Annotated in this window: 25 protein-coding genes; 10 read left to right on the top strand and 15 right to left on the bottom strand. The window is 47.6% G+C overall.

Going from position 1 to position 25,831, the window contains the following annotated elements; genetic code table 11:
• Nucleotides 1–272: 272 nt before the first annotated feature.
• From ACJJIF_RS08220 to ACJJIF_RS08190, 7 genes are all read left to right on the top strand, one after another.
• Entirely contained in the window at nt 273–758 is a 486-nt protein-coding gene (locus ACJJIF_RS08220; RefSeq protein WP_444931735.1) for a hotdog fold domain-containing protein, read from the top strand.
• 163 nt (nt 759–921) lie between these two features.
• On the top strand, nt 922–1,383 hold the full coding sequence (locus ACJJIF_RS08215; protein ID WP_444931734.1) for a hypothetical protein: 462 nt from the start codon (nt 922–924) through the stop codon (nt 1,381–1,383).
• 95 nt (nt 1,384–1,478) lie between these two features.
• Nucleotides 1,479–1,877, top strand: coding sequence for an MAPEG family protein (locus ACJJIF_RS08210; RefSeq protein WP_444931733.1), 399 nt, complete (start codon nt 1,479–1,481; stop codon nt 1,875–1,877).
• A gap of 216 nt (nt 1,878–2,093) precedes the next feature.
• Nucleotides 2,094–2,489, top strand: a complete 396-nt coding sequence (locus ACJJIF_RS08205; RefSeq protein WP_444931732.1) for a BlaI/MecI/CopY family transcriptional regulator — start codon at nt 2,094–2,096, stop codon at nt 2,487–2,489.
• Nucleotides 2,490–2,492: 3 nt separating this feature from the next.
• Entirely contained in the window at nt 2,493–3,980 is a 1,488-nt protein-coding gene (locus ACJJIF_RS08200) for a M56 family metallopeptidase (RefSeq protein ID WP_444931731.1), read from the top strand.
• A 13-nt stretch (nt 3,981–3,993) separates the two neighbouring features.
• Complete coding sequence (locus tag ACJJIF_RS08195) at nt 3,994–5,367, top strand: M23 family metallopeptidase (RefSeq protein WP_444932329.1); 1,374 nt, start codon at nt 3,994–3,996, stop codon at nt 5,365–5,367.
• Between the two features lie 139 nt (nt 5,368–5,506).
• Nucleotides 5,507–6,373 (top strand): alpha/beta hydrolase, encoded by an 867-nt coding sequence (locus ACJJIF_RS08190; protein ID WP_444931730.1) that lies wholly within the window; start codon nt 5,507–5,509, stop codon nt 6,371–6,373.
• Nucleotides 6,374–6,426: 53 nt separating this feature from the next.
• On the opposite strand, the gene ACJJIF_RS08185 is transcribed toward ACJJIF_RS08190, so the two are convergent.
• The 6 genes from ACJJIF_RS08185 to ACJJIF_RS08160 all read right to left on the bottom strand — a co-directional run bounded on the left by ACJJIF_RS08185 (nt 6,427) and on the right by ACJJIF_RS08160 (nt 11,886).
• Nucleotides 6,427–7,014 carry an endonuclease dU gene (locus ACJJIF_RS08185; protein WP_444931729.1) on the bottom strand — a complete coding sequence of 196 codons (588 nt, stop codon included), beginning with the start codon at nt 7,012–7,014 and terminating at the stop codon, nt 6,427–6,429.
• A complete protein-coding gene (locus tag ACJJIF_RS08180) occupies nt 7,011–7,574 on the bottom strand; it encodes a DUF1415 domain-containing protein (RefSeq protein WP_444931728.1) in 564 nt (187 codons plus the stop codon). Before ACJJIF_RS08180 ends, ACJJIF_RS08185 begins: the two co-directional genes overlap by 4 nt.
• Nucleotides 7,575–7,582: 8 nt before the next feature.
• Nucleotides 7,583–8,116, bottom strand: a complete 534-nt coding sequence (locus ACJJIF_RS08175) for a DUF2058 domain-containing protein (protein ID WP_444931727.1) — start codon at nt 8,114–8,116, stop codon at nt 7,583–7,585.
• Between the two features lie 149 nt (nt 8,117–8,265).
• Nucleotides 8,266–9,360: a PaaI family thioesterase gene (locus tag ACJJIF_RS08170; RefSeq protein ID WP_444931726.1), complete on the bottom strand. Its 1,095-nt coding sequence runs from the start codon at nt 9,358–9,360 to the stop codon at nt 8,266–8,268.
• A gap of 123 nt (nt 9,361–9,483) precedes the next feature.
• A complete protein-coding gene (locus ACJJIF_RS08165) occupies nt 9,484–10,953 on the bottom strand; it encodes an alpha/beta hydrolase (protein WP_444931725.1) in 1,470 nt (489 codons plus the stop codon).
• A 72-nt stretch (nt 10,954–11,025) separates the two neighbouring features.
• Nucleotides 11,026–11,886 (bottom strand): alpha/beta hydrolase, encoded by an 861-nt coding sequence (locus ACJJIF_RS08160; protein WP_444931724.1) that lies wholly within the window; start codon nt 11,884–11,886, stop codon nt 11,026–11,028.
• A gap of 773 nt (nt 11,887–12,659) precedes the next feature.
• On the opposite strand from ACJJIF_RS08160, the gene ACJJIF_RS08155 reads away from it, so the two are divergent.
• A complete protein-coding gene (locus ACJJIF_RS08155) occupies nt 12,660–13,175 on the top strand; it encodes an RNA polymerase sigma factor (RefSeq protein ID WP_444931723.1) in 516 nt (171 codons plus the stop codon).
• A gap of 250 nt (nt 13,176–13,425) precedes the next feature.
• Entirely contained in the window at nt 13,426–16,416 is a 2,991-nt protein-coding gene (locus ACJJIF_RS08150; protein ID WP_444932328.1) for a TonB-dependent receptor, read from the top strand.
• 384 nt (nt 16,417–16,800) lie between these two features.
• On the opposite strand, the gene ACJJIF_RS08145 is transcribed toward ACJJIF_RS08150, so the two are convergent.
• The gene (locus ACJJIF_RS08145; RefSeq protein ID WP_444931722.1) at nt 16,801–17,283 is read right to left on the bottom strand and encodes a PraA/PraB family alkane oxidation protein activator; all 483 of its coding nucleotides are present in this window, start codon (nt 17,281–17,283) and stop codon (nt 16,801–16,803) included.
• A gap of 848 nt (nt 17,284–18,131) precedes the next feature.
• On the opposite strand from ACJJIF_RS08145, the gene gnd reads away from it, so the two are divergent.
• The gene (gene gnd, locus ACJJIF_RS08140) at nt 18,132–19,652 is read left to right on the top strand and encodes an NADP-dependent phosphogluconate dehydrogenase (protein WP_444931721.1); all 1,521 of its coding nucleotides are present in this window, start codon (nt 18,132–18,134) and stop codon (nt 19,650–19,652) included.
• A 50-nt stretch (nt 19,653–19,702) separates the two neighbouring features.
• Here the strand turns inward: gnd and rdgC are convergent, their stop codons facing one another.
• The 8 genes from rdgC to ACJJIF_RS08100 all read right to left on the bottom strand — a co-directional run bounded on the left by rdgC (nt 19,703) and on the right by ACJJIF_RS08100 (nt 25,758).
• Nucleotides 19,703–20,695 (bottom strand): recombination-associated protein RdgC, encoded by a 993-nt coding sequence (rdgC, locus tag ACJJIF_RS08135; RefSeq protein ID WP_444931720.1) that lies wholly within the window; start codon nt 20,693–20,695, stop codon nt 19,703–19,705.
• 185 nt (nt 20,696–20,880) lie between these two features.
• Nucleotides 20,881–21,420, bottom strand: a complete 540-nt coding sequence (locus ACJJIF_RS08130) for an alkaline phosphatase family protein (protein WP_444931719.1) — start codon at nt 21,418–21,420, stop codon at nt 20,881–20,883.
• 162 nt (nt 21,421–21,582) lie between these two features.
• Nucleotides 21,583–21,924 carry a hypothetical protein gene (locus ACJJIF_RS08125; protein WP_444931718.1) on the bottom strand — a complete coding sequence of 114 codons (342 nt, stop codon included), beginning with the start codon at nt 21,922–21,924 and terminating at the stop codon, nt 21,583–21,585.
• 294 nt (nt 21,925–22,218) lie between these two features.
• Nucleotides 22,219–22,689 carry a hypothetical protein gene (locus tag ACJJIF_RS08120; protein ID WP_444931717.1) on the bottom strand — a complete coding sequence of 157 codons (471 nt, stop codon included), beginning with the start codon at nt 22,687–22,689 and terminating at the stop codon, nt 22,219–22,221.
• A gap of 247 nt (nt 22,690–22,936) precedes the next feature.
• Nucleotides 22,937–23,275 carry a hypothetical protein gene (locus ACJJIF_RS08115; protein WP_444931716.1) on the bottom strand — a complete coding sequence of 113 codons (339 nt, stop codon included), beginning with the start codon at nt 23,273–23,275 and terminating at the stop codon, nt 22,937–22,939.
• A 10-nt stretch (nt 23,276–23,285) separates the two neighbouring features.
• Nucleotides 23,286–23,786 (bottom strand): hypothetical protein, encoded by a 501-nt coding sequence (locus ACJJIF_RS08110; RefSeq protein WP_444931715.1) that lies wholly within the window; start codon nt 23,784–23,786, stop codon nt 23,286–23,288.
• Nucleotides 23,787–23,880: 94 nt separating this feature from the next.
• Entirely contained in the window at nt 23,881–24,984 is a 1,104-nt protein-coding gene (locus ACJJIF_RS08105) for an alpha/beta hydrolase family protein (protein ID WP_444931714.1), read from the bottom strand.
• Between the two features lie 375 nt (nt 24,985–25,359).
• Nucleotides 25,360–25,758, bottom strand: coding sequence for a VOC family protein (locus ACJJIF_RS08100; protein ID WP_444931713.1), 399 nt, complete (start codon nt 25,756–25,758; stop codon nt 25,360–25,362).
• Between the last annotated feature and the right edge of the window lie 73 nt (nt 25,759–25,831).

Here is a 25,831-nt window from a genome sequence, read left to right as displayed (position 1 = left end):
TATAAAATGATCTCCTGTGCCTTTCTTTTTTCATAGCTGCCGGGCTCAGCTTATATGGAGATTATCGTGATCTGCCCATATTCCGGTGGTTGTTTTATAGTCAAATTCCATATCCAGCTCCTAGCTATTGCTCTATTTGGAGTAGAGTGCCATGTCAATAAGACTGATAGATCTGAGTACTCAGGTCTGTCAGAAATTGATATATAGTTGGCCTAAACAGCTTAGGGCCACCCGTTTAGAGTGGTCTCAGATTTATAAGGTGGTGAGGTAATATGGACTATCAATCTTCAAGAAGTCCGGTGCTTAATCTATGGAGCAGGTTTGGTGGTTCGAGATTGGGTCGATGGGCGGTGTCTAAACTCGTAGCTTTCAAGGCGCCGTACTTTCGGTCGATCAAACCACGTTTTGCAGAAATATCACCGGGCAAGGTGGAAGTTTTACTACAGAAGCGATGGGGTGTAACAAATCATATCGGAACGGTGCATGCTATTGCCATGTGTAATGCGGCTGAACTGGCTGGTGGTGTATGTCTGGATGTATCTCTGGATCGCCGCTTTCGCTGGATACCGGTAGGGATGGAAGTCAAATATTTAAAGATGGCAAAGACAAACCTTCGGGCGGTTTGTGACTACCCGGACTTTAAGGCGATTCAAGCTGGAGATGTTGTGATGCCGGTAAGGGTTATCGATACACATGGTGTAGAGGTCTTTCATGCGGATATCACCATGCGCGTTTCAGCGCGTCCTTCGCCAGAGTAACAATGTTGGCATTTCATGCCAGATGTTGCTCTGCCCTTTACGGGGAGTTCTACCGCGAGCTTGAAGTTGCACATAAGAGACCGGCCTCAAAGGTGTTGAGTGTGCTATGTCTATGAATCTCGTAAAATACACTTTTACGAGTCTCGGTATATTGGGAGGATTTATGGGATTGGCTTGGCAGGTAGGGCAATCGAGCAACCTTTTTGATGCAGTAGATAATGCAGAGCGTGAGGTGCATCAAGCGCAAAGTGGCGCCCTCAAGGCAGAAGAGGTCTATCAGGATCTCTCTGAAGTATTACAGCTGGCAATTTCCAAGCTTGATGAAAATGTAACAGATAGCTCTTTGTACTTTCTGATAGGTTGGGAGCCAGCGTCGGCCAGTGTGACGATATCAGTGACAGATGATCGCCGCAGTAACGACTCTAAAGCGGTTGTGCACTGTCATTTTGCCGGACTGGCCTCTCAAAATACGGTTGAGGTAGATAGGTTGGAGGCTCTCGCCAAGCTATCCGATGATCTCAGGTTTTGGTGTAAAGAGTATCTATCTACCGATCAGGGATTTTCGCAGTTCTCGTTGGTTGCACTATTTGCGGTGGGTTCCAGAGATAAGGCTGTAATTCTCTAACAGGCTATGTCGTAAACCGTATTTTATACTGTGAGCTGACTTGGGGGAGGGGCTACCTCCCCTTATTGATAGCATAATAGAAAAAGGAGTTTTCTATGAATGTTTACTACTTATGTATTGGTCTCTTAGCGGCATTATCTCTTCTACTCGGTATTCTGGTTACTATTGGTCGCGGTAAGTATGAGGTCTTGGTGGGGCACTCGTTCGACCCTGATAATACCTTACACAAATGGGTAAGGGCTCATGCAAATACAGCAGAATATGCCCCCCTTTTGATGATACTTATTTATTTAGTGAGTTTGGGGCAGCCCTCTACCTGGGTTTACTGGTTTGCTATTTTACTGACCGCCTGCCGATTTCTTTTTGTTGCGGGTATCTTATTTCCCTCCACTATGGCAAAGCCAAACCCCATGCGCTTTCTGGGTGCTATAGGCACTTACTTCTTTAGCTTAGGGTTGTGCCTGGCGCTTGTTCAGCGAGCTCTGAGCCTTTGAAATGCTTGCCAAGGCTCGTAGAGTCTATATTGGCTGCCTTTAAATTGATCAAAATAAGTTGGTATATCGCCAGCTTTTAATTTATGACGGGCCGCCAGGTAATTCTATCTGTCATTCCTGTACATAAAATAACCAACAAAGAGTTTTTCGAATAGTTGGTTGACCGCATGCGACACTTGTCGCACACTTACCCTTGTCGTCACAAGAGTAAGCATAATGAAAGAAGTAAAGCCGTCTCCATCTGAACTTGCATTATTAAAGGCTCTATGGAAGCAGGAGCCACTAAGTGCTAGAGAGCTACACGATCGGGTGGGGCCGGGACTGGGTTGGTCTTACTCCTCGACACGAAAGACTCTGGATCGAATGCGGGATAAGTCGCTCGTAGCTCAATCTGAGATCCACGGAATCCATGTTTATAGCCCTGTGATTGACAAGGTGGAAACTCTGGCATCCTATGCCAAAGATTTCGCGGAGAGAGTTTTGGAACTTGATGGTCCCCTTCCCGTGGCGATGTTCGCCAGCAGTAAGTTAATGAATGATGCGGACATTGAGGAACTCCAGGCAGTGCTTGATGCCTGGCCTGACTCTGAGTCAGTCAATAAGGGTGAATAGGCTATGGCCGAGATAGTCTCTACAGTTCTACCATTTTCATTGGATTTTCTAGTTACCTCTTTCTTCTCCATTCTGTGGGCGGGGTTGGTTTTTACTGTTATTTGGCTGGTAATCGCTATTGGAGGTGATAAGTTTAAAGCGCTATACCAATGGCGAAGCTTTTGGTTGTGTGCCTTAGTAGCTGCTGGCTCTCCATTTGTTTTCGCGCAATTGAGCGACCAATTAACCCTGGGTATAGTTCCAGATTTGAATTTTGAATTGCCTACAGTTTATGAAGCTGCCTCTATACCGCCAGAAAATAGGGTTCTGCATGAATATGTATCTACCTCTTTAAGTGCGATAGAGCTACTGGCTATTTTTTGGTTGCTTCTATATGTCTGTGGCGTATCTTTCAAGCTAGCTAAAATGGTGCTGAGTCAATTGCTCTGTGGCAGGAGATTGAGCCTAATAGCAAATAACCAACTATCTACTGTCAATTTTGGCCGGTTTTTTACTTTGTCGCAAAGTGATTACCTGGTTAAAAGTAAAACTCAGGTATTTATTACTCAATCAGCGGTTACGCCATTTGTGATGCAATTATTCAGTCGCAAACTGGTGCTTCCCTCCTATGTTTTATCAATGGATGCCACCGAGCGCCACCTCATCGTTGAGCATGAAATTATGCATCTGAAAAGGTTGGACCCTTTGCTGATTTTTTTGGTGCATATTTTTACTTGCATCCTATGGTTTAATCCTTTCTTGGGTTGGATGAAATCTCGGTTTAGCTGGGCGATTGAATTGGGCTGTGATCGTGATGTTCTAAAATCTTGCCAGCGAAATTTGCACCGTGTTTATGCGCAGACAATGATTGATTCGCTTCGACGAAACTCTTTACAGAGGACAAGTGATTGGGCTGTCGCATTCTCTTTCTTCGCTGGGTCGAATCAGGTCCCATTTTTTCGCCGAAGACTCATAAACATTATGGAAATCTCAAGGATAGAGTCTTTTAGCAGTAATTTAGAGGTTTATATGCGAGCTATGTTGTTCTGCGGTTTTTCAACGATATTAATTCTTGCAGGACTACTATTAAAACCTGGGTTAACAATGGCTTCAGCTGAGGTCGCCAATTTGACAATTCCAGTTGAGAGTGCGCGTATCAGCAGTCCATTTGGTGATCTCAGTAAAATCCGTAAAAAGCCTCATGAAGGCACCGATTTTGCCGCCCCCATAGGTACCCCTGTGGTTTCAGCTGCAAGTGGTGTTGTAATAGTCTCTACTGATGAATATAAACATAAAAATTACGGGAAAATTATAATTGTTGACCATGGTGATGATACTAAAACACTTTACTCTCACTTGAATGAACGGGAGGTCGAGGTCGGACAATCCGTGCGAGCCGGCCAGCCGATAGGGACTGTGGGGGTATCTGGACGTGTTACCGGACCGCATCTTCATTTTGAGTTGATCAAAGACGGTAAAAGAATCAATCCTGCTACTTTGCTGGCAAAGTAAGGGGCAGCTGTTGATGATTTATTACACAAGAAAAATAGGGCAATCAATTGCTTTCTTGTTGCTCGATTTGTGGAAGGTGGCTTTGTTGCTCGCTTTTGTGCCAGCCCATTCATGGGCAATGGCAGGTCCACTATCAGAAGGTTATCCCAATGTTCAATTGATGCCATATGATTGGTCGAATATATTGCCTTCTCTAAATGACCTATCCATAGGTTATCAAGACTATAAAGTACAGCGCGGGGCAGTTTTCCCACCGCTCAAAGTTGCGTTTGAGAGGGAGTATAGAGAGCGCACGAAGAAGATCAGGTTAGCTAAAAATCAAGGAGTTTTATCTTTGTTGACGGGGAGTGGGATTGATCGAACAGAGGCTTATAAGATTGTCCAGGCCTTGTCGGTGCATATCAATGTCAGCAGTTTGCCAGTTGCTAAGGAGTTTGAGTTGCTAATAAGCCCTGACAGAAAACTCGATAAAATTACTTTGCGTACCGGTTTTGCAGAGCGTTTAGAGTTGGTTAGAGAGGGAGACAGCTATAGCGCTCGCCAAATAAAGTCTACTGTTGATATCAGAAAGAAATATGTGAAAGGTGAAATTTCTGGTAGTTTGTATCAAAGTGGAAAAGAAGCTGGGGTATCTGTTTCTGCTCTCGTAAAGCTCAATGAAATATTTAGTTATTCCGTAGACTTTCAGCGACAGATTCGAGCTGGTGATCAATTTTCAGTTTTCTACGATACTTTGTTTGACCACCAAACTGGGGAGGAGCAGCTAGATCGGGTTCTATTTGCAGAACTGATTTTAAGTGGAGAGAAAGTCACGCTATATAATTTTTCTGCTGAAGAGTCTTTGGGGTCGGAGTATTTTTATCCTGATGGCCGGGGTTCTAGAGGATTTCTAATGCGCACACCTTTAGAGAATGCGCGCTTGTCATCCTATTTTGGGCGTCGCAAGCACCCAGTGTTAGGGTATACCCGAATGCATAAGGGGCTGGACTTTGGCGCTCCCTTGGGGACACCGATATTGGCTGCTGGTGATGGTGTTATTGAGCGAGCCTCCTATTTTGGTAGTTTTGGCAACTATATTCGTATTCGCCATACCTCTGGTATAAAAACTATTTATGCTCACCTGAAAGGGTATGCGAAAGGAATCAATCAAGGAGCTCGGGTTAGGCAGGGGCAGATAATCGGTTATCTCGGAGCCACCGGGCGGGTGCAGGGGCGACATTTACACTATGAAATTCATAAAAATGGTATAGCGGTTGACCCATTAAGGCTTAATCTTCCCGTTAGCACAGCGCTGACAGGAGATGATTTACAGCGTTTTTCTCAACAGGTCCAGAATATCCAAGATGAGCTGGCGAAATACGCTCAATCAGATTTGTCTGACTCATAACTAAACGCCCTATTTATTACTTTTGTTTCTGTCTTTGCTCTTTTTAGAGTGGGGAGAGTTAATGTCGCTGTAATTTTAGCTGGCAGTTAACGATAGACTTGCAGCGGCGCCATGTGTAAAAAATTAACCAAGGTTAAATATGACTAGACTTATTTTTCTGGTGGCTATTTTTGTGTTATCTAATCCGATCAATGCAAAACCACTTGTCACCAAAGTTTCGGAATCTTTTGAGTTGAGCAGCTCTCAAATATATACCGTTGACTCAGAGGTCCTAAAGCGCAAGTATGATTTATATGTGAAACTACCTTCAGGTTATTTAACAGATAGAAATAAGGCTTACCCGGTTATTTACCTTAATGATGGCCCGCATACATTTAAGGTCGCCTCGGGTGTTACGCACTTTAGAAGTATGGATAAAGCTATTGTTGTTGCTATCTCATTTGCTCACGGTGAAAATGGTCAGTTTAGCCGGGTACGGGATCTTACTCCGGCAGTGGATAGCGGATGGAGGCGCTATACCACGGGTGGAGCTGAAGACTACTTAAAATTTATCGAAAAAGAGATAATACCCTTTATTGAGAGGAGTTTTCGAGTTGACCCCAGGCGCAGAATTCTCTCCGGCCACTCGTTGGGTGGATCTTTTGGTGCTTGGGTATTGCTTACCAAACCTCAGTTATTTTCCAGCTATATTCTATCAAGCCCCTCACTTTGGTTTAAAGATGAAATGATATTTGAACTGGAGGATAAATATGCAAGCCGTCATAATTCATTGCCGGTAAATGTATATATCGCCACCGGCGCCTTGGAGACACCGGAGGCAGGGGGCATGCGCAAAGATATGGTCGATGGACACAAGAGATTTTTTGCGCGCTTACAGTCACGCAATTACCGGGGATTGAAGCTTAATGGAGAGGTTGTTAATGGGGCGGACCACTTCTCTACCTTCCCTGTGGGGTTGGCAAAGGGCTTAAGGTGGATATACCAAGACCTGTGGGCGAACCAATAGCTATAGCGAAGTGGCACTATAGCTATCTGCCACATAGACTAGACCTGTAGTGCTTAGGCGCGCTTGCCACTTTGCCCGGTCATTACTGCTGCGCCAATCATATGAGCCAAGCGCAGAGCCTCGGGAACATGCCCCCTGTCAGTGGCCTGCTCCAGTACCTGGGCGGCAATCTCTGGTTCGCAGCCCTGTACTTGAAAATGGAAGTTGCTGTAGTTGTGAATTTTCCCAGCCTTTAGCAGGGTTTCTTTGCGCAACAGGTAGTCGGGAAAGTTTTGTAGGGCCTTATCAATGGCTTCAAGGTCGGGTGCTTTCCGCATTACAGCAATACAGGGGCGCTGTAAGATATCAGCCAGCTTGGCTAGGTCAATGATATTGAAACCGCCTACAGCTACGCCATCGGTTAGCACGACATTTACCTGGCTATAGAATTTACTTTCTTGCAGTAGGGAGGCGAGCGTTTCAGTCGCCTCCATTCCATCTTTACTGACCTGTCCCCAGAGCATTCCCTCGAAGCGAGTATTCGTGCAGATAATACCGCTTACTTTAACCGGTGCGCCCCTTTGTTTTTCAAAAGGGGCGTCATCAAAGCCGACAACCCGAATCTGTTTCCCTAGTCGTAACAGCTCAGCCAGAGGCCTCATCGGTTATTGTTATCCTGCTGAAACAAGTAGGGAAATAGCTTTAGTTTTTCTTCATGGCTTAAGGATTCCACACGGCGGATATTATTTTCTGGAATACTCTCTGGATCCGGGTACAGATCAATCATTTTTTCCAGATTTTCCTCTCGCAGTAGATGTAAGATTGGGTAGGGGGCGCGATTGGTAAGGTTTTCAGCGTCGGTGGCTGCGGTTCCGGCAAACTGGTAGTCCGGGTGGAAGCTGGCCAATTGATAGATGCCGGTATAATCGTTGCGATCCAGTAACCACTCGGCGAGATCCAGGAACTGGTTGTAGTCGCTGAAATTGTGTAAGTGATTGGGGATAATAAGTAAAGTAGTGACTACTTCAGCTTCTGATGTGGCGTCGAGCTGGTGCAATTCAGCCAGCAGGTCATTTAGCAGCGCTTCATCTTCTGTGGCGGTACTTACTTTGAAGCGAATTTGCCCTGCACGCAAAGGCTTGCGTGCGAAGGGGCAGAGATTGAGACCGACAACCACATCGGTAAGCCATTGTTGTACTGCTTGGATAACCGCTTTTTCCATCTGACTGCTTACCACATTAGATCATCGGGGATCTGGAAGTCTGCATAGGGATCATCTTCATCCACCACTGCTGAACTTTCAGCGGGCTTGATTACGATATCACTATTGCGCTCTGCAATTTTCTCCGCAATAACCCGTGGGACCAGCTCAAAGCGCTCGCCCTGGACAACGATCATCAGACGCCCAGCAATCAGGTGGTCCCGCAAGTCTTCACTGACATAGATGGTTTTGATCTTTTTGTCGAAAGTGAAGTTGTAGGTGATTTCGCCGGAGTATGGCTGGCGATTATTTTCTACCAATTGCTTGATCTGTGCAGCGATTGCTTTTTGCTGTGCTGCGGCATCACGCTCGGCATTGAGGGCTCGGTCGCGGGCGGCTTTCTCCGCACGAGTTTTTTGTGCGGCGAGCTTGGTTTCATCAACCTGGGGTTGGGAGGACTTCTTCGTAACTTTTTGTTGCTTGCGCTTATCTTTGCTGATTTGTTTGGCTTTCTTTTTATCGACAAGTCCCGCCTGGAGCAGTTGGTCTTGCAATGAGGCCATAGTCGCTTCCCCGTAATAATCTAAGCTTTTGGCAGTGGTCAGCTGGGTAGGCTTTGCTGGCACGCCTGGTTAAAAATTGATCAACTGTGTGAGTTGACATTGGTTGGGGGTATTTTACCTGAAGATGGCGGTATTGCCGCCAATGAATTTTACAGTGTCCAAGGTCTGCCAGAGGTGGCTGTTGCGATAATCTCATCGGGTTCTTTGCCGTCACTCAGCATTTGAGCTCCCCCTGGGATTACCAGGGCAGAACCGCTGGCAATAGCCACGCGTTTACCGCTGGGGGTATCAATATTACAAGATGATACTCTCAACTGCCGTCCCCGGTGGAGGACTTGAGCCTCCAGGATTAAGTCACCGCTATTGAGTTTGGCGGGGCGAGCAAAGCGAATGTGCATATCCAGGGTGGCAAATATCGATCCGGCAGGCAGTGTCGAGTAGACCGCGCCCCCCATGGTGAAATCTGCGGCCCATGCCAAGAGCCCACCGTAGATAGATAGGGTCCCGTTGGAAAACCACGGGGAGGAAGGCATAGTCGAGATGCAGCGACCGTTTTCTATCTCTACAGCACGGTAGCCTGTAAGTATCCAGATGGGATGAGTTCGCCCCTCACTGATGGTCGTTCGCTGGAGTTCTATGGGGACTTGTTCCGGCAGGTGTGCCATATCGCAAAAGAAGGTTTTTGGGGGAGGGCGCAGATAGGGGTCCGGTGTATCTGCTGGTCCCAGGTCGGGCATGGGAAGCTCTTGAGCGGGGTTGACTGGAAAGTCGGAGATTAGGCAGCGGGTACTGCCGTAGGCCAGAGTCCTCCCATCCTGATCGTTAATCTGAATACTGGAGAGCCCCACTTGGCTACCTGAATGAACGGTCGTGGCTCTGCCAACAATATTTTGCGTACTACTGGTGATGGGGCGGATAAAGCACATGTTTAATTCTGATGTACTCAGGACTTTACCGGCGGGTAAAGTCGTCCATATAGCAGAAGCCAGGGGTGCGTCGGCAAACATGGCGTAAATACCGCCCCAATAGATACCTGTGCCATCGGCCAACCAGGGCGTAATGGGCATTGAATAGGTGGCCTTGCCAAGGCCTGCTTCAGTGGGGGTCATACCGGTTAAGCGCCAAAACGGGGGGCCGGGTAAGCTGCCGCGAATATAGCGTTTAAAGGTCTCAAGGCCTGGCTGTTGTAAGGCCCTGAGGTCACAGATGGCACCACGATGAACTTCGTCGGTGATATTGGTCATCCCCCAGCCTCCCGTTGCATCTATGGCAAGGGTAATGTGACGGTTTACACGGCACGAGGAGGCGAGAAAGTTGCGCGGCTGCCCTTAACTCCAATACTGCAACTCTCTCCTGATGCAGGGGAATTATGGTGCGAAATCAGGTAGCTCGGCCACGATATGAGTAGTGGGGATAGGGCGGTCTTGCATAAATAGATTGATGGTATCCTGAACTTCAGGGGAAGCCATTAGCAAATTATGCCCCGCATTTTCTACTGTTACCTTGATGGCATTTTTAAAGCCTGAAATAGCTTCATGTTGCCCTTCCAGATAAGTTCTCCCATCCAAACTGCCACTTAATAGCAATACGGGGATATCACTGACCGGTTTTTCTCGGAATTTATCCCCGAGATCAAGGTCTGGAGCCAATTTATCGTAGTGTAGTGAGAAGTTCAGGTAGTCTTTAAGTAGAGATTTTTTTGCCTGCTCTACAACTTGCGCTTTACGTTTCTGGTCAATGCCAGAGGCGATATCCATTGCCGTTGGCATTGGGCGCAGGGATATGGGGCTGCCCGGTTGCAAGAATTCACTGGGGAAGTAGCGTCTGGGAATCTGGTCAAAATTCAGCGTTTTACCTCGGTCCAAATTGCGGTAAAACCTGAGAAGATGGCTGGCGCTTTTAGGGTCTGCAATAAATGCTGAGGCAATTTGCTGCATATCCCTACGCTGTAGAAGATAGTCGATTTCACTGCCATCCCGTTGAGGGATTTGAATTTTTAAAGGCTGAGATTCTAGCTGGTTATGGACCCGGCTTATCAGTGTTTTGATATCTGGATAGGCGGCCTTGGCTGCGGGCTGCTGGTCGATCGCCTGCTGTAGGCGGCTTAAATAGAGATCCGTTCGGGCCGGTAGTTTAATGGTTTGGGCCAAACCTTCAGCGCTGGATAGAATTAGCTTGTCAATGCGTGCCTCAATCTCCTTTACTGCCGCCAGAGAGAGGTGACTTCCATAGGAGGTGCCCCATAAAACTATTTTTTCTGTACCCAAATGGCTTCTTAGGGCATCGAGATCACGGGCGTTTTCGAGTGTATTGTAGGCCGCTAGGTTTACGCCATGGGAGGTCCAAAAGTGTAAGCACTCTTTTAGGGCTTTGCGATGGTAATCGATATACTGGACGTCAGTGGTGACTTTAAGTGATGGTATCACTTGCTGGGATTCACAGTTAGGAAGGTCATTGGAGCGGCCGGTACCGCGTTGGTCCAAGGCAATGACATCACCAAATTGCCGCAGCGCCATAAACATATCAAAGCGGTAGTTAACGGCCATAATTCCTGAACCACCGGGACCGCCTGCCAAGTAGATGATTGGTGGGCCCGCTTGTTCTCCAGTGGCTGGAAATCTTACGTACTGGAGAGTGATATTGCGGCTATCCTTATTGGTGCGATCCTCAGGTACCTGGATAAAACCACTATAGCCCTGTGCCGTTTGTTTGCTCCATGTGGTAAAAGTGTAGGGCTCTTCATTGGTAATAGGTTTTGCAGCCCCGCTAATAGGGCTTAGCAAAAGTGCTAAACAGGCCGGAGCGAGAAGAAAAAATTGTTTTGCCTTGTTTTTCATTATTTTATTCCTGATTTAAAGTAGCTGTACCTGAGGGGCGCTTTATACAACTAGCGTCTAAAGGGTATGCTATTACTGTCGTTGTAGATTAGTCCTGTATAGCCAGTCCAATCCCTGAATAGCCGTTGTTGGAAATGAAGTGCCATGATTGGCTTCGGGGACAATCAGCAGTTTGCCATCTATCACAATCCCTTCTTCACCAAGCAGTTTGCTATAAAGCTTCTTCGCTCCCTTTACCATGTCGTTGCGAGTTAGACTTTTTTCTGGAGTTTCTAGGGCACCAACCCCGATAAATACCTTGCGGGGGACAGGGTTGGGCGTGGCCTTGAGGCTGAGAATATGTTCACGGTCGTACCATATAGAGGGGCTGCCAAGGATATAGTTGTCAAAACTGTTTGATCTGGTAAGTAGTATATAGGTACCTAAGAGCCCACCTAGAGAGTGCCCTATAAAGGTGTGTCCACCATCCGTTAGGCGATAAGTACTGGATAGATGGGGCAAAATGACATCGTGGATAAAATCTGTGTGTTCAGCAGCTTTACCCGTCATATATTGCCAGCTGTTATCGCTGGTGGGGGTGAAGTCCCGAATACGGCTGACTTGGTCATTGGAGCCTTTTGCGTATGAGAGTCCGACCAGAATAACTTCCCGTAGTTTGCCGAAGTCCATTGGAATTTGAGTTGCACCAGAGATCATCTGAAAGGCAGAGTCCCCATCGCTTATCAGTACCAGAGGGTATCGTTGATAGGGGGTGCTTTTGTAACTTTTTGGTAATTTAACAAAAAGTGGGTAGGTCCTTTTGCTGTTTGGGTCCTGTAGCTCGAAGCTGCTACTGCGAGGAATTTGGAGTGGGGTGGTTTCCGCACTGACTGGAGTTTCAAGGGTTAAGTAGAGGCTCGCTGCGGCGAAAAAACAGGCAAGGGATCTGATCATTGAGAGAATCCATCGGGTAAAATCTGTACTTTTTGTGGGGCAATTTACACTGTCTTATGCACGAAAGTGCCACCTTTTGTGCGCTGGTTAACAGATTGGTACTAATAAAAAGTCAGGAAAGTGCCCCAGCATATCGAAATAAATCTTTGTTGAAAACTATTTGCATAATTTTTGAGGCTGATATCGATATTTTTTCTACGGCAAGATAAAGAGTATGGATGGTTTAAAAATCCTATAGAATTGGAAGAATTCACTGTGTTATTCGTCAATTAGAGGAGTTGACTAGTTCTATTTTTATATTTGGCAAGATGATTCTGTGCTATCCATACTTTTTTAGCCGATGCGCTGCCTATGTATTCTTTTATTTTTGTTTCTTTTGAATACTAATAGTCTAAAATTCGATTAGCATTTTGCTCTCAGTAGTGTCTCTAGGTTTTCCTGTTGTTTGTGATTTAGGCGTTGGTTTTCTCCAGCTATCGGAGCTGGTCGTTTATTGTATATTTTCTTTGCTTTTTTCAGTGGTTGAGCAGAGGCTTTTATCTGGATAAAACTAAAGTTTGATAACAACCCATTGGGGGCGATATTCAAGGGTGAGGCAAGAGTGAAGGGAAGTTGGCTTGTACCGAAAAATAATTTGATCAAAAAAACAATTGGTCGGCTGCTTATTTTATGGATTGTCTCTAGAGAGCCTCTGTAAGCGATGTAGTACTATTGAAACACTATCCAGGAGTTAAGCGAAACCGGTCGGTCATAAGCGATGATTGGCTAGTAAAATGGAAAATTCTTATCAGGATGATGTGGCTCAGTGGGTAGGGGAGTACGGGTTGGGTTTGAAGCGTTACTTTTCTTCCCGGGTCAACCTGTCTGATGTTGATGACTTGGTACAAGAGGTTTTTACACAGCTGTATATTCGTATAACAAAGCACGGCGGCGATATCGAAAACCCCAAAATTTATATTTATGCGATAGCAAAAAATCTTTTGATTAGCCACGGTAGACATCAGAAATCGCGATGTGGTGGGCTTCATGATTCTATTGATTGTAAAGCGGATATTCCTTATATGATCAGTCCCGAGCGGGCGGTGATGGGAATACAGGCCTATACCCGGGTGCGGGAGGCCATTTTAAGGCTGCCACCAAGGGCTGGCGCGGCTTTTCGCTTTCATCGATTTGAAGGGATGACTTATCAGGCAATTGCCGAGCAGATGGGAATTTCCAAGGAGTCGGTGAAAGAGCTAATACAGCGAGCGCTGGTTAAGATCAGGCAAGTGGAAGAAGAGGCCTCTTGATAGCTTTTTGTCAGAACTCTGTGGTGATAGGGGCGGAGCAATGCTGCGCCAAACATGTGCTGTTTCGGTTGTTCTGCTAAAACTGGCTAAATACCAGAATGAGCCTTCCGCTTTAGTTTGAAAGAGTTAAGTACCGTTTTTTATCCCCCCCATTTTTTTATTTGTGCGTCTTAAATTTTATTGTACCTGAAATAGATTTAGATCAGGTCAATAGCCCAATAATACCGACAATAAAGAGAGACGTAGTGTGATGATGAAACCTGCGAAAAATAAAACATTGATTGCACAAGCGATTTATCAATCTGGACATTCATGTCAAACCACCCCCTGGTACAGTGTCGTGATTGCCTCTTTGGCAATTGCAGCTGCACCTACTATATCTAGTGCCCAGGAGAGTACAGAACGCAATCGTCCAAGCCAGGCGATTGAGGAGGTTACGGTTACCGCGCAGAAAATTGAAGAGAGCATTCAGGATGTACCAATAGCGGTCTCTGCGCTGAGTGGTGACGATATGGACGACCTTAAGATTGAGCGAGGAGAAGAGCTGCTTCGCGCCATACCAAATACCAACTTCTCCAAATCTAACTTCAGTACCTACAACTTCTCTATTCGCGGTATAGGTACCAAGGCAGTCTCTGCCGCTTCGGATCCAGCGGTGGCAGTTAGCTTCAATAATACCCCTTTGATTCGCAATCGGCTATTCGAGCAGGAGTTTTTTGATGTGCAGCGAGTCGAGGTGTTGCGCGGCCCTCAGGGTACCCTTTATGGTCGCAACGCGACCGCTGGCGTAGTTAACATGCTGCCGATTATGCCTGAGGATGAGTTTGCTTCTGAGCTTAAAGCTGAGGTGGGTAGCTACAATTCTAAGCGCACAAGTGGCATGTTAAATTTGCCGATTGGGGAAACTATGGCGTTGCGTTTCTCCGGAGCTATGACCAAGCGTGATGGATTTGATTACAACACTTACACCGATAATGATGTTAATGACCGCGACCTCTACTCTACTCGTGCCATTTTCGAATGGGAGCCGAGTGATACTTTTAGTGCCAATTTAATTTGGCAGCATTTTGAGGAAGATGATAAACGTTCGCGTACCGGTAAACAGCTCTGTACTAAAGATCCAGGCTTATCTCAGATTGGTGATACAGAGTTGACAGGTTTCTTTCCGGTATTCTTTAGCCAGGGGTGCCTGCCGGAATCTATATATAGCGATGACGCTTACGATACCCCCAACGCTAAGGGTTTTGCTTTTGTGTTAGTTCCCCAGTTTATCATTTATCCAGATGGTGGAAATCCGTTCAATGATTACTACATTGATCCATATGCTGGCGCAACCCAGTCGCGGGATCTTCGTGAGATAGAGACCAGTTATGACCCCGTATTTCGTGCAGAAAATGATTTAGTGCAGCTGAATTTTGAGTGGGCCGTGGGGGACAATCTTACCTTTTTCTCACAGTCTACTTATGCCAAAGATGACTATTATTCCTCTCAGGATTATAACCGCTATGTTTCGGATGCAATATTTCGTGACTCTATAGAGGCTGGGCTAGATCCTGGCCCTACGCCTGGTGGTTTTTTTATTGATCCACAGCTTGGGGCTTCTGATGGAATACTAGCGGTGGATGTCAGCCGTTCAGATAATAAACAGTGGAGCCAAGAATTCCGTTTGCAGACATCTTTTGATGGCCCTTGGAATTTTGCTTTTGGCACTAATTATTTGGATTTTAAAACTCAGGATGACTACTTTGTTTTCAATAATATGTTTTCCATGGTCGCCCAATATTTTTATGGTGGGGAATATGAAGGTGGCATGCTGTATACAGAGGAATGTATAGATGGACCAACGGGTCCAGGGGATTGTATTTATGTTGACCCCAACTCACTTGAAAATATCGATGAAGAGGGGCATAACTATTTTCTGAGTCGAAATTTAGTCGAGGTTCGATCTTGGGCTTTATTTGGTGAGGCCTACTGGCAAATTAATGATGATGTGAAGTTAACAACCGGCCTGCGTTACACCGATGATCGCAAGCGCTCAACGCCAGTATCCAGTCAACTACTGCTAGGCACTCAACTCGATCCTGTAACCGGTGAAGTGATACCGGGTGAGTATTCAGGGGGTTATGTTCATCAAGGCTACCCTGAAGACCCTCAGGTTACTCAGAGCTGGAAAGAGTATACAGGGCGTGCAGTATTGGACTGGCGCTCGGAGACACCTTTTACGGATGAGAGTATGTTCTATATCTCCTTTGCCCACGGCTACAAAGGAGGAGGCACCAACCCGCCCCGCGCAGAGATTGATCCGGCAAGGGTACAATATCAACCGCTAGAGGAGACCTTTGCGCCTGAGTTTGTAAATGCAATTGAGTTTGGTGCGAAAAACCTTTTGCTTGATGGCAGTTTAATGTTGAACGCCAATGCTTTCTATTATGACTATTCTGATTATCAGGTTTCCCAGATTGTCGATCGTATTTCACTCAATGAAAACTTTGATGCAGAGAGTATGGGGTTGGAACTTGAGTTGGTCTGGCAGCTGACAGATGCGACTCGGATGGATATGAATTTGGGATACTTGAAGACTCGTATTGCTGATGGTGAAGAGTCAATCGATGTGATGGATCGCACTCAGGGAAATGAAGGTTGGGTGCTGGTGCGCCCAAGTATCCAGGTGCCCTCTAATTGCATCGCACCGGTGGAATATGTAGAGGCTAGTCTGCTGGTGGGGCACCCATTCCCCCTTTGGTCGCTTTGTGCAGGGTCTTCTCAGTATGGATCTTTTAGTCCTGAAATTGATGGTACCCGCTGGGACCAAATTCTCGGTCTTGCCCCCTACAATCCACTTACCGATGCCCCTAATGGAGGGCGTGGTTTTGCTGCTGATTTAAGTGGCAATGAATTACCCAATGCACCACGCTTAACCATGAACTTGGGTCTTCAGCATACTATTCCTATTGATAGTTGGGATCTCACTTTACGAGCAGATTATTACCGCCAATCGGAAAGTTACGCGCGGGTATATAATACTGAATATGATCGCCTGAAGGCCTGGAGTAACCTCAATGCTTCTGTGAGCCTCAGCAATCCTAACTCTGACCTATATATGCAGCTCTATGTGAAAAATATTTTTGATGATGCGCCTATCACGGATATGTTTACCAATAGTGATGATTCAGGCCTTACCACTAATGTCTTTACACTAGAACCGCGTATTGTCGGCTTTAGTGTTAGTAAAGGGTTCTAATTTCAACTGACAAAAAGTTGGTGATTTTGACTCAGCCGGAGAAAGTGTAGCAAGTTGGCTAGGTGGAATTTTCTTGCCAGCTTGCTGCCACCCACCTAAATATTTATTCTGAAATCCGCTATTTTAAGCAGTCTGTATTCAACTTTGACGCGCATCATCCTTTAGGTGACTTTATCGTTTGCTGTGAAAACAGCTTTCTCTTATTAGGGGGACGGGGCTGCCGTTGTTTCCTCAAGGTGTTGCGATTCCCCGAGTTCTTGGCATTTAAAAGTGAAGTCGGTGATTCTTCGGGCGGATAGTCAATTTATATATTAGTGAGGTGAGCCCCAAATACACCAGCTTTTGCTGGTGATATTTGGGGCTGTCAATCAGCTAGACATTGATTTAGGGCACTGTATAGGAGGATTGAGGGTTGGTCGAGATTACACCATCAATTTCGCATGCACTGCCCGAACCGACACTGGGAATTTGAGCATTGTTGAAGGTGATTTGTCCATTTGATTGATTAAATGATCCGGTCAGGTCCCCAGCGCATGAGCCGGTTATCGCCGTAACGGATACATCTTTAATTGTTACAGTATTGTTGGCATTGCCTATCAGATCATAGGGTAGGTTGTTAAATGAGATTCTACTACAAATATTGAGGAATCCACCTGATAGCGCCAGGCTGCCTACCTCGGCAGAGCCCCCAGTTGAATTCACACTGCCAGAGAGTGTGCAGTTGAGCGCAATGCCTTTTTGCACGCTGAAGGTGCCGACATTGGCAAGGCCGATAGCACCTGATGGTGACCAGGTTTCTGCATTAGCCAGCCCGCTCACTCCAAAAGAGGCTAGGCAGATAGTTGCTGCGGTAAGGATCTTTTTCATAATAATAGTATTCCTTATATCTCTGTTAGTTTTTGATGTCGACACATTACTTGGCTGTTGCCTGTTTTCATGCGCCGCGCTTAGAAGCTCTCATATCGCAGGAAGGCATGCGCCTCCCACCAATAAAAGACGTAATTGGTTATTTTTGGGGGGCATGAGTTGGGGGAAAACGACGTGTTTCTATTTGTTCTGAGACTTGCTTGTCTGCTCTATTCGGTTTGGGTCTGCTCAGGTTCGACAATTATAAAAAAAGTTTTATAGATAAGTGCGAGTTTGAATTTTTTGTTACTAAAAGATTAATTGCTCTATTTTTTATTAATTTTTCTTTTGGTAGTTATGGGGGGCTTATTTGCTGGTTTTTAATTGACCACCCTGGGGGGTTGTTGTGGAAAGTCTAGTTTGCCGGGGAAAAGGGTAGCGGAAGTTTTAAATAATCTGCAGAGACAGAGTGGAGTGGTTTAGCGGTGCCTTAAGTGGGGTTGGGCTTCGGGGCTATTGCAGAGGTTGTATTGATCTCAGTATTACTTCTCGTTTCTCTGGCAAGGATACTGACAGGTAAGCTTTGGACTGGTTGGTCAAGGCTGGTTGCCGTCAACCACAAAAGATTGCCTGTACACTTTTGCTGGGTGTTCTTATCCGAAGCGGCGTCGCCAAAAGGTAAGTCGACATGCGATGCTGATATGACCATAAAAACCTGGCCGTGTATTCATACTGCTATTTAACATCCCGCTAGGCTGGCATTAGCGTCGAAGCGGACTGTTTTGTGGGGCTTTTGCTCTCCCGGCACTCGTTTCATGTTGCTATACTCCGCGCCCCTGAAAGCCCCCTTTCTTTATATGGAGAACTTGATGTCTGATTCACAGTGCGATATTGGCTTTATCGGCGCCGGTGTGATGGGTAAGAACCTGATCCTGAACTTGGCCGATAACGGCTACAGGGTCTGTGCTTTTGACTTGGATCACAACCGGCTGAATGCGCTGCTGGAGCAGGACGAGAAAGAGCGTGGCGACCAGCCCGCACGTGTTGAAGCCTGCAACTCTTACACAGAGCTGTTGGCGAAGGTTAAAGCCCCGCACTTGATTATTCTCTCGGTTCCGGCCGGAGACCCCGTTGATGATGTGTGCAGCAAGCTGCTTGACGCCGGCTTGAAAGCTGACGATATCGTTGTCGATACCGGTAACAGCCTGTGGACCGACTCCGTAGAGCGGGCCAAGCGCTATGAGGGCAAATTGATTTTCTTCACCACCGCAGTATCCGGTGGCGAAGTGGGTGCTCGCTTTGGGCCATCCCTGATGCCCAGTGGTGACCGCTATGCCTGGAGCCGTATCGAGCCCGTTTGGCATGCGATTGCCGCCAAGGTGGATAAAACCAGCGGCCAGCCGATTGAGCGCTTTGAGCCGGGCAACCCGGTCCGTGAAGGCGAGCCCTGTGCAGCCTATATCGGCCCGATAGGCTCCGGCCACTATGTGAAGATGGTGCACAATGGTATTGAATATGCCGATATGCAGATGATCTGCGAGGCATATCATGTGATGCGTACGGCACTGGGTATGGCTCCAGAGGAAATTGCCGAGGTGTTCCGGGAGTGGAACCGAGGCCCGCTGAATAGCTATCTGATCAATATCAGTGCAGAAGTCCTCTCCACTCTGGATTCTGTAACAGAGAAGCCTCTGGTCGACGTTATCCTCGATCGCGCCGGGCAAAAAGGCACCGGTTTGTGGACTGCTATGAGCAGCCTGGAGGTGGGCTGTCCTGCCCCGAGTATTGCCGAGGCGGTTTATGCCCGTTCACTGTCGACCCGCAAAGTCTTGCGCACCCGTGCGGCGAAGAAGTTACAGGGGCCAGAATTGATGCCTGTGGCCCGAGAGCAGCGGGAAGAGGTAATCGCGCAACTGCACGATGCGCTCTACTGCGCAAAAATCTGCGTATACGCTCAGGGTTTCGATTTGATGAAGCTGGCGGCGCGGGAGCAGGGTTGGCAGCTGAACTTCTCTGAGATCGCTAGAATTTGGCGTGCGGGCTGTATTATCCGCGCCGTATTCCTGCAATCGATCAGCGATGCTTACGACCGCGATCCCAAGCTTTCCAACTTGCTGTTGGATGACTTCTTCACCCAGCAGATTGCCGATCACCAGGCCAACTGGCGCCAAGCAGTGGCGAGCGCCACTCTGAATGGCATCCCGGTGCCCGCTCTGTCATCTGCACTCAACTACTACGATGCGTTCCGCACCGAATCGCTGCCGGCAAACCTGCTGCAAGGGCAGAGAGATTTCTTCGGCGCCCATACCTTTGCGCGGGTGGATCAGCCTGAGCAGAACAAATATCACGTTCAGTGGACTGAAGCTGGCCGCCCGATGGTGGAGATCTGATAAGAGGGCAGTGATACGTGCCCGTGTGTACGTATCACTGCATGAGGTTGTTAAAGTACGACCTCTTCCACCTCTTTAGCCAGGGCCTCCGCCTCTTGGCGGCTGGCTTTGGCGACCAGCTCCTCAACACTGACCGACTCGGTATTTACACCGCCGAAGGCCGTGAGCAGGTCTTTGGTCAGGGCTGATATTTCCAGAGTCATTACCGCAAAATCCGCATCAAACCGCTGTGCTGCACTTTCGGCATCGGCGCTATCGGCCTTCTCCAGCAGCTCGTCGCTAAACTTTATACGCTTCAGAGATAACTGGTCGTCTACCAGAAAGTCAACGCCGCCGCGCCAAGTTAGCCCCAGCTTGTGTACCTGTAGTCCGGCCACCAAGTGGTTGTGAATCTCCTCGGCACAGAGATCCTGGTTTTTACAGCGGATAACACTGCCGCTGTCCTTGGGGTCGCGCAGCTCACATTCATGGCCAAAATCAAATTGCAGCGGTGCCTCAGGGGCGCTGAGCCAGTGGGTCATAGTCTGCTGTGGCAGATTCTTCGCGGAGAGCGGTACCACGGCGAGACTGCTGATAGCTTCGCGGAGATTTTCCAGCAGTTCCTCAGCGGCGGAGGCGGAAGCTGCGTCTACCACTACCCAGCCATCTTGTGGGGCGATATAGGCGTATTGCAGGCGGGAGCGAGCGAATGCTTTGGGGCGCATCTCAAGGAGTACTTCGTCTTTGAGATTTTGCCGCTCTTTGCGGCCCACTTGCCGCGCTTCTTTTGCGGAAATTGCCTGCGCCAGTTCCTCGACTTTCTCGTTCACTACCGCAGCAGGAATTACTTTTTCCTGCTTCTTGGCGCAGACCATCAGGTAGCCATTGGTTGCGTGTACCAACTGGCTGCCGTGACGACCCAGCGGAGCCACCCATCCATAGCGTGTACTGTCCTGGCTGCCGCAGGGGACGAATGCGTGGGGCTCCAGCAATTCGTTCAATTTTTCAGCATCCAGGGAAAATTCTTTCGTCAAACGATAAATACGGAGATTTTTAAACCACATACATCAGGCCATCGGTTTTCAGTTGCGAGTGCGGCCTGCATTATGCGGAAACTGAGGCGGGGCAGCTAGGGCCTGTGGTACTAATTTGCTGGCCGTTATTCGTTGTCAGCCAGTGCCAGAACTTTGCCACCCCAAGGCGGTGAGGGCCTGTACAGTCGAGCCTGTGGGATCGGTTCGACTAGAGGTTATTTGATAATGTGATCGATCGCCGCGCCGGCATCCTGTGAAAACGCCTGGGCTCGGTAGCCGAGGAGTTTTAATGCGGTTGCCGCTATTTGATCCTGAAAGACCGCATCTCCCCCGGATACTTCGCCCAGGGCTTTAATATCGGGGCTGAGTGCTGCAATCCAGGTCTCACTGGAGCCGGGTATACCCGCTTTGTGGGGGTGATCCCGTTTGCTGAAATGCTGGGTCAGAGCTGGGCCGCTGGCGTGGTGGGACCGGGACTCTGCGGTATTGCCGCGCCCGTGGTCGACGGTAATGATTAAGTTGGTATTGTCCCGGTATTGATCCAGGGATTGGAGTGTTTGCCAGAGGCCCGCGAGTATCACGTCGTTGCGATGGGCTGAGTGGTGATACTCCTCATCGTGGGCGAAATCATCGGTTTCCCCCAGGGCAATATACATTACCCTGGGTTTTTCACTGATGAGATACTCCTTGGCAAATCCGTAAGTAAAGGCATCGGGTCGCACATTTTGCCAGAAAACCGGCAGTTGCCCTTGCAAGTCGTTGAGAAATACAGCTCTTTGGGTCAGTTTGGGCCAGTCTGCCGCCTCGGGGCCGGCATTGATATAAATACCGCTGCGCTCACGGTTAATAATCGAAGAGAAAGCGCCCGAGCTACCAAACGCAGCGATACGATCTGTAAACTCAGGTTTGTTGACTAGCTATTCGAGAAAGGTGGTGTTGGCGTTGGGGAGTGGCTCGTCATTGTTGACTCTGGGATCGGCGGAACCGGTTAATATTTCATTGTAACCGGGGTAGGAAAACCACCAGCCATTGGTAGTTTTTGCTTCAGATCCCCTGGTGCGGTTGCCAATCAAAGCTCCCTTCTTAGCGACTGTTTGCCAGATAAAAGGCAGAAGTCTTTGGCGTTTTTCATCGAGTGAATCGCCGTGAAAATTATCAATCAGGTCTTCTTTGTTTTTAGTGAGCCCCGCATGGTGGAGAAGCTCGCTGTCGTACCCGGAAAATACCTCCTGCCAGCGCAAACTGTCAATAGTGACCAATACCAAGTTGTCTGCGGCGAGGGTTTGGCTGGATAGAAATAGGGTCAGGACTACAGTAATCAGTTTTCCATTGAGTCAGCTCTTTGTAGTGCTTTGCGGTTATGGGTTGGTCTTAATTAAATAAAAATATTTGCGTTTATTTTTTGCTGGAAATTGAAGGCGAAATTATTTTTTATCCTATTGCTTTCGGTGCCGCAGATGCAATTGATCAGTATTACTGGCCGATTGTGCTGCCGCTAAAACACTCTGGAAATCAACAGTGGCTGAGGCTGTGCGTGGGATGCGAATCCAGGCTCAGCCAGAAACTACGCTGCCCAAGCAACCCTCATTCAGTAAGTTATTGATTGCTAAATTCAGGTTGGCGCCCTGCAGTGCCGGGCTAAAATCTTCCAGATTAATCCCCAGGTAGGCATCGGTAATCCAGCTATTGCCCAGGTCGACATAGCGGTCAGCAGTAAATTTGCTGAAAATACTTCGAATTGAGTGTCTGAATGGATGTGTTGGTAGTTGTCTTTGTGAATGTCGTCGTAGGCAATTATTGGTGGGCCAGTCGTCAAAGCCGTAAGTATCTCCTTTATTGACAGAAACACCGGGGAGATTGTCGATCAGGGCGTTGACGTTGATGATGGAGGACTGCTGCTTGTGTATCGCCTCGGAGATTTCGCTGCGGTTAAAGGTACTGGTCGATCCCACTACCATCACTTCTTCTATTGGCATATTGCTGAGCTCTTCAGCGGCTGCTAGGCAGATTTTGTTTGTATTCATCGGAAACCCCAGCATGTCATGATTCAACAGGCCTAGTCAGTGGCTTGATTGGCGCGGTTACAGTGACGGGTCTTGATGAAATATTCTTTACAGCGGAGTTAAACTCTTTTGACTGGTGTATGCCTTTCTTTTCTCTTTTTAATAGGAGGGCGTGGCGCTTGAGCTTTAATATGAGTGAGAGGGTAAGAGGGGACTTGTGGCTATGTATACTTGGGGCTGGGTTGTCCCAGCCCTGTTTGAATGGAAGTTATGTGGCGATTTTGAGTGGAATGCCGGTGCAAGCCTCAATCGTTCCCCAAATAACTCCGATAATGGCATTCCAAATTTTTTCAATAGTCACTACCAGGAGCCCCCGCAAGGTGTTGGCGAAGTTCTTGGTCATATCTTCGAGGGAGTCGAGGAAATAATCCTTCAGTTCATCAGAAATCTCTCCAGATAGAATTGCTTTGGCTATCATTTTGGTTTGTAGTGCCAATGCGGATAACTGGCGCTCGGAAAACCCCCTCAGTTCAGTAATATCACTGTTGATTACCGCAGAAGCGGCCCCTTTAATATCGATAATGAGTTGGTTAACGTCAATAGACATTTTCATTTCCTCAGCGATTCAAAAAGGATTCGTAGGTGAGTGCTTGGTCCATAGAGATAACAACTTCATTTTTAAAAAGAGAGACGGCCGTAGCGTTTAGGCCTTGGTCTTCATCTGCTGTGCGCATCATATTCAAGCTTTCGGAAATCTTTTCTAGTGATGCGACACTGGGAGGCACCCGTTCAAAGCTAATTTCCCTGCCGGTGGATCTCAGGTATTCATTAATCTTTTTGAGCGCTTTACTCTCAGGTGCTGGGCGAGTGTTTGACTGCATTGCCAGAGCTTCCACTCTGCCGATTAAAGCGTGGTATTTCTTGTCCCTTTTTGAGTAAGAATCTTTGTCAGTACCCCTGGATACCGAGGAGAAAAATTCCATTAGCTCTACATTGATGCTGGTTAAATCGGAGTAGAGGGCGGCATCGTAGCGCGGGGCCATTTGTGAACAGCCACTGGCGAGTATCGCCAGGAAGGCCAGGAGTATAAAAGCTGCTTTCGGATACAGTTTTAACATAAAAATCTCCCTTTGGTTTTATTGGGTAGTGATCGAGCTGGACTGCCACTGAATACTCCGATTGCGCACGGCTATGAGTGGCAGAATATTCACGTTACTCGCTTGATGCCGTTTCCAGTATTTTCTTACCTGGCGTTGCAGCATTGTGTGTAACTTGTTTTTCAAAATATGTGAGCAATAAGCGAACGGCCTCTTGATTGTCGAAATAGCGGGAGTGTACCCGGGCTGCCAGCTTGTCGGGGAATGTACCGTAAGATCCGATAATTCGTTCGTAGCAATGGTGACGCGCTGGTACCGCAGAGCCGCTGGCAAACCAGTCGGAATGAGATTTGATATCAATCCACTCGACCAAATCCTCTCTCTTTGACAATTGCTCAACTTCACCTTGTAGCCAGGGCGCCTGCTTCGCCAAAACCTCAATCAGGGAACCCATTGTAAGAATGCGGATGGGGACTCCGATTGGCGGGAGATCGGCGAACAGGTCTACGGTGACAACGCTGCCAAAACTGTGCCCGACGATAGTGACAGAATCGTACTCATATTGCTGAGTGCTGCTTTCCAATTGTTCCCTAACCCGCCGGATAATTTCAAAGCGCACTGCCGGTTTGCCTTTGGCAGCTGGCTCATTGGTGAGATAGCGCTTACAGAAGTCGGAAATATCCACCAGCAGAGAGACCGGCATAAGGGCAACGACTGCGGTGGCAATCAGCCAGACACGCCAGCCGCCTATATACTCGACCCCCTGCTTGAGTTGTTGGATAGCGGGAAAAAATGGGCTGTCACTGCTGGGTTCAATGGCTTCGACAAACAAGATAATGGTGCCAAGGTACCAAACAATAAAGGTCAGTGCTGAAAGGGTTAGGCCAAATGTCAGGTACTTTCGTTTTAGGACACCTTTCCAGATATGCAGGTTAGCCAGCCAGAACCAGATCAGGGAAAAGCCCCGGGCGAGGCGGACTTTCAGGCTCTGCTGGGTAATACTGGGAACCAAATCGTTCCAGTAGGCCTCGACTAGATCGAGCTCCTGCGTATCGCTGATCCTCAGACGGCTGATTCCGGCGGGAACAGAGGGGTCGGAGATTTTAGTGAGCGGCATGCGCTCACTGGCTGCGATCAGTCCCTCGGTGAATTCTGATAGTTGAGCGGTGCTGGTAACCCTGGTCAATCCGGGTACCAGCATAATCAGGCTTCTTCTCATTGTTATTCCAGTTGGCTGTATCTTGCAGGAGCCGCCTTTGGCAAGGCTTACCTGTGCCATTGTTCGTAGTGTGGTGGCGATTTCAGCAGGTGAGTTTTCTAATACTTGAGTGCGCACTAGTCTGTAGCTAGCTGCGGCACGTCCCGGTGCCGAATTTTCGACCAGTGAACATTTTTTCACTGAGCGGAAGACATGGGGGATGGTGCTCATCGACTGAGTCTTGCTCGATTTATATGTGATACGAAGCAAGATGTAAATACGCAAATAATTAAAAATTATTGATTAGGTGTGCGCCTTATCTTTGCCTAAGAGAAGTAGAGCGATGCGGGCTGTACAAATCTCTGCGCCATATCCGCTAGCGCGATCGGTGAAAATTTACACGGCGGTTTCTGTTTGGAACTCTACCAAAATGAATTCGTTGCCGTAGAGGTCTGCAAAGTGTGCAAATTCTGCTCCGCCATGAAAAGCGGGAGAGGTATTGAAGTGGACGCCATTGCGCACAAGCTTTTTATAATCTCTGTCGAAGTTATCCGTATAGATAACGGCGCAGGGCTGTCCGGCAGTTTGTGCGCCTACTTTCTTTTGTTGCTTGTCAGAAGTTGTCTGAAGTAGCCATATGCCCATATCTTTTTGTGTTGGCAGGCGAATATGTACAAATCTCTGGGATGCTACTTCAGAGTCTATAAAAACTTCAAATCCCAGTTTGTCGCAATAGAAAGCAATGGCCTCTTCATAGTTGTTAACCAGAATTACCAGTCTGCCAATTGAATTCATGGGAAGCCCCGTTGCTGAGTTGTATTTTTAGTGGGGTTTTTATTGTTTGGTAGAAACACTATTGTGATGACTG

The sequence above is a fragment of the Microbulbifer regidiadema (SeqCode) genome (assembly GCF_052467605.1).
The sequence above is the reverse complement of the archived record's forward strand: the minus strand, read 5'-3'. Positions and strand labels throughout refer to the sequence as shown.

What these genes read in the sequence shown, in the direction of transcription:
- ACJJIF_RS08220 (WP_444931735.1), top strand. Translation starts at nt 273, where the DNA reads ATGGACTATCAATCTTCAAGAAGTCCGGTGCTTAATCTATGGAGCAGG.
- ACJJIF_RS08215 (WP_444931734.1), top strand. Translation starts at nt 922, where the DNA reads ATGGGATTGGCTTGGCAGGTAGGGCAATCGAGCAACCTTTTTGATGCA.
- ACJJIF_RS08210 (WP_444931733.1), top strand. Translation starts at nt 1,479, where the DNA reads ATGAATGTTTACTACTTATGTATTGGTCTCTTAGCGGCATTATCTCTT.
- ACJJIF_RS08205 (WP_444931732.1), top strand. Translation starts at nt 2,094, where the DNA reads ATGAAAGAAGTAAAGCCGTCTCCATCTGAACTTGCATTATTAAAGGCT.
- ACJJIF_RS08200 (WP_444931731.1), top strand. Translation starts at nt 2,493, where the DNA reads ATGGCCGAGATAGTCTCTACAGTTCTACCATTTTCATTGGATTTTCTA.
- ACJJIF_RS08195 (WP_444932329.1), top strand. Translation starts at nt 3,994, where the DNA reads ATGATTTATTACACAAGAAAAATAGGGCAATCAATTGCTTTCTTGTTG.
- ACJJIF_RS08190 (WP_444931730.1), top strand. Translation starts at nt 5,507, where the DNA reads ATGACTAGACTTATTTTTCTGGTGGCTATTTTTGTGTTATCTAATCCG.
- ACJJIF_RS08185 (WP_444931729.1), bottom strand. Translation starts at nt 7,014, where the DNA reads ATGAGGCCTCTGGCTGAGCTGTTACGACTAGGGAAACAGATTCGGGTT.
- ACJJIF_RS08180 (WP_444931728.1), bottom strand. Translation starts at nt 7,574, where the DNA reads ATGGAAAAAGCGGTTATCCAAGCAGTACAACAATGGCTTACCGATGTG.
- ACJJIF_RS08175 (WP_444931727.1), bottom strand. Translation starts at nt 8,116, where the DNA reads ATGGCCTCATTGCAAGACCAACTGCTCCAGGCGGGACTTGTCGATAAA.
- ACJJIF_RS08170 (WP_444931726.1), bottom strand. Translation starts at nt 9,360, where the DNA reads ATGACCAATATCACCGACGAAGTTCATCGTGGTGCCATCTGTGACCTC.
- ACJJIF_RS08165 (WP_444931725.1), bottom strand. Translation starts at nt 10,953, where the DNA reads ATGAAAAACAAGGCAAAACAATTTTTTCTTCTCGCTCCGGCCTGTTTA.
- ACJJIF_RS08160 (WP_444931724.1), bottom strand. Translation starts at nt 11,886, where the DNA reads ATGATCAGATCCCTTGCCTGTTTTTTCGCCGCAGCGAGCCTCTACTTA.
- ACJJIF_RS08155 (WP_444931723.1), top strand. Translation starts at nt 12,660, where the DNA reads ATGGAAAATTCTTATCAGGATGATGTGGCTCAGTGGGTAGGGGAGTAC.
- ACJJIF_RS08150 (WP_444932328.1), top strand. Translation starts at nt 13,426, where the DNA reads ATGATGAAACCTGCGAAAAATAAAACATTGATTGCACAAGCGATTTAT.
- ACJJIF_RS08145 (WP_444931722.1), bottom strand. Translation starts at nt 17,283, where the DNA reads ATGAAAAAGATCCTTACCGCAGCAACTATCTGCCTAGCCTCTTTTGGA.
- gnd (WP_444931721.1), top strand. Translation starts at nt 18,132, where the DNA reads ATGTCTGATTCACAGTGCGATATTGGCTTTATCGGCGCCGGTGTGATG.
- rdgC (WP_444931720.1), bottom strand. Translation starts at nt 20,695, where the DNA reads ATGTGGTTTAAAAATCTCCGTATTTATCGTTTGACGAAAGAATTTTCC.
- ACJJIF_RS08120 (WP_444931717.1), bottom strand. Translation starts at nt 22,689, where the DNA reads ATGAATACAAACAAAATCTGCCTAGCAGCCGCTGAAGAGCTCAGCAAT.
- ACJJIF_RS08115 (WP_444931716.1), bottom strand. Translation starts at nt 23,275, where the DNA reads ATGTCTATTGACGTTAACCAACTCATTATCGATATTAAAGGGGCCGCT.
- ACJJIF_RS08110 (WP_444931715.1), bottom strand. Translation starts at nt 23,786, where the DNA reads ATGTTAAAACTGTATCCGAAAGCAGCTTTTATACTCCTGGCCTTCCTG.
- ACJJIF_RS08105 (WP_444931714.1), bottom strand. Translation starts at nt 24,984, where the DNA reads ATGAGAAGAAGCCTGATTATGCTGGTACCCGGATTGACCAGGGTTACC.
- ACJJIF_RS08100 (WP_444931713.1), bottom strand. Translation starts at nt 25,758, where the DNA reads ATGAATTCAATTGGCAGACTGGTAATTCTGGTTAACAACTATGAAGAG.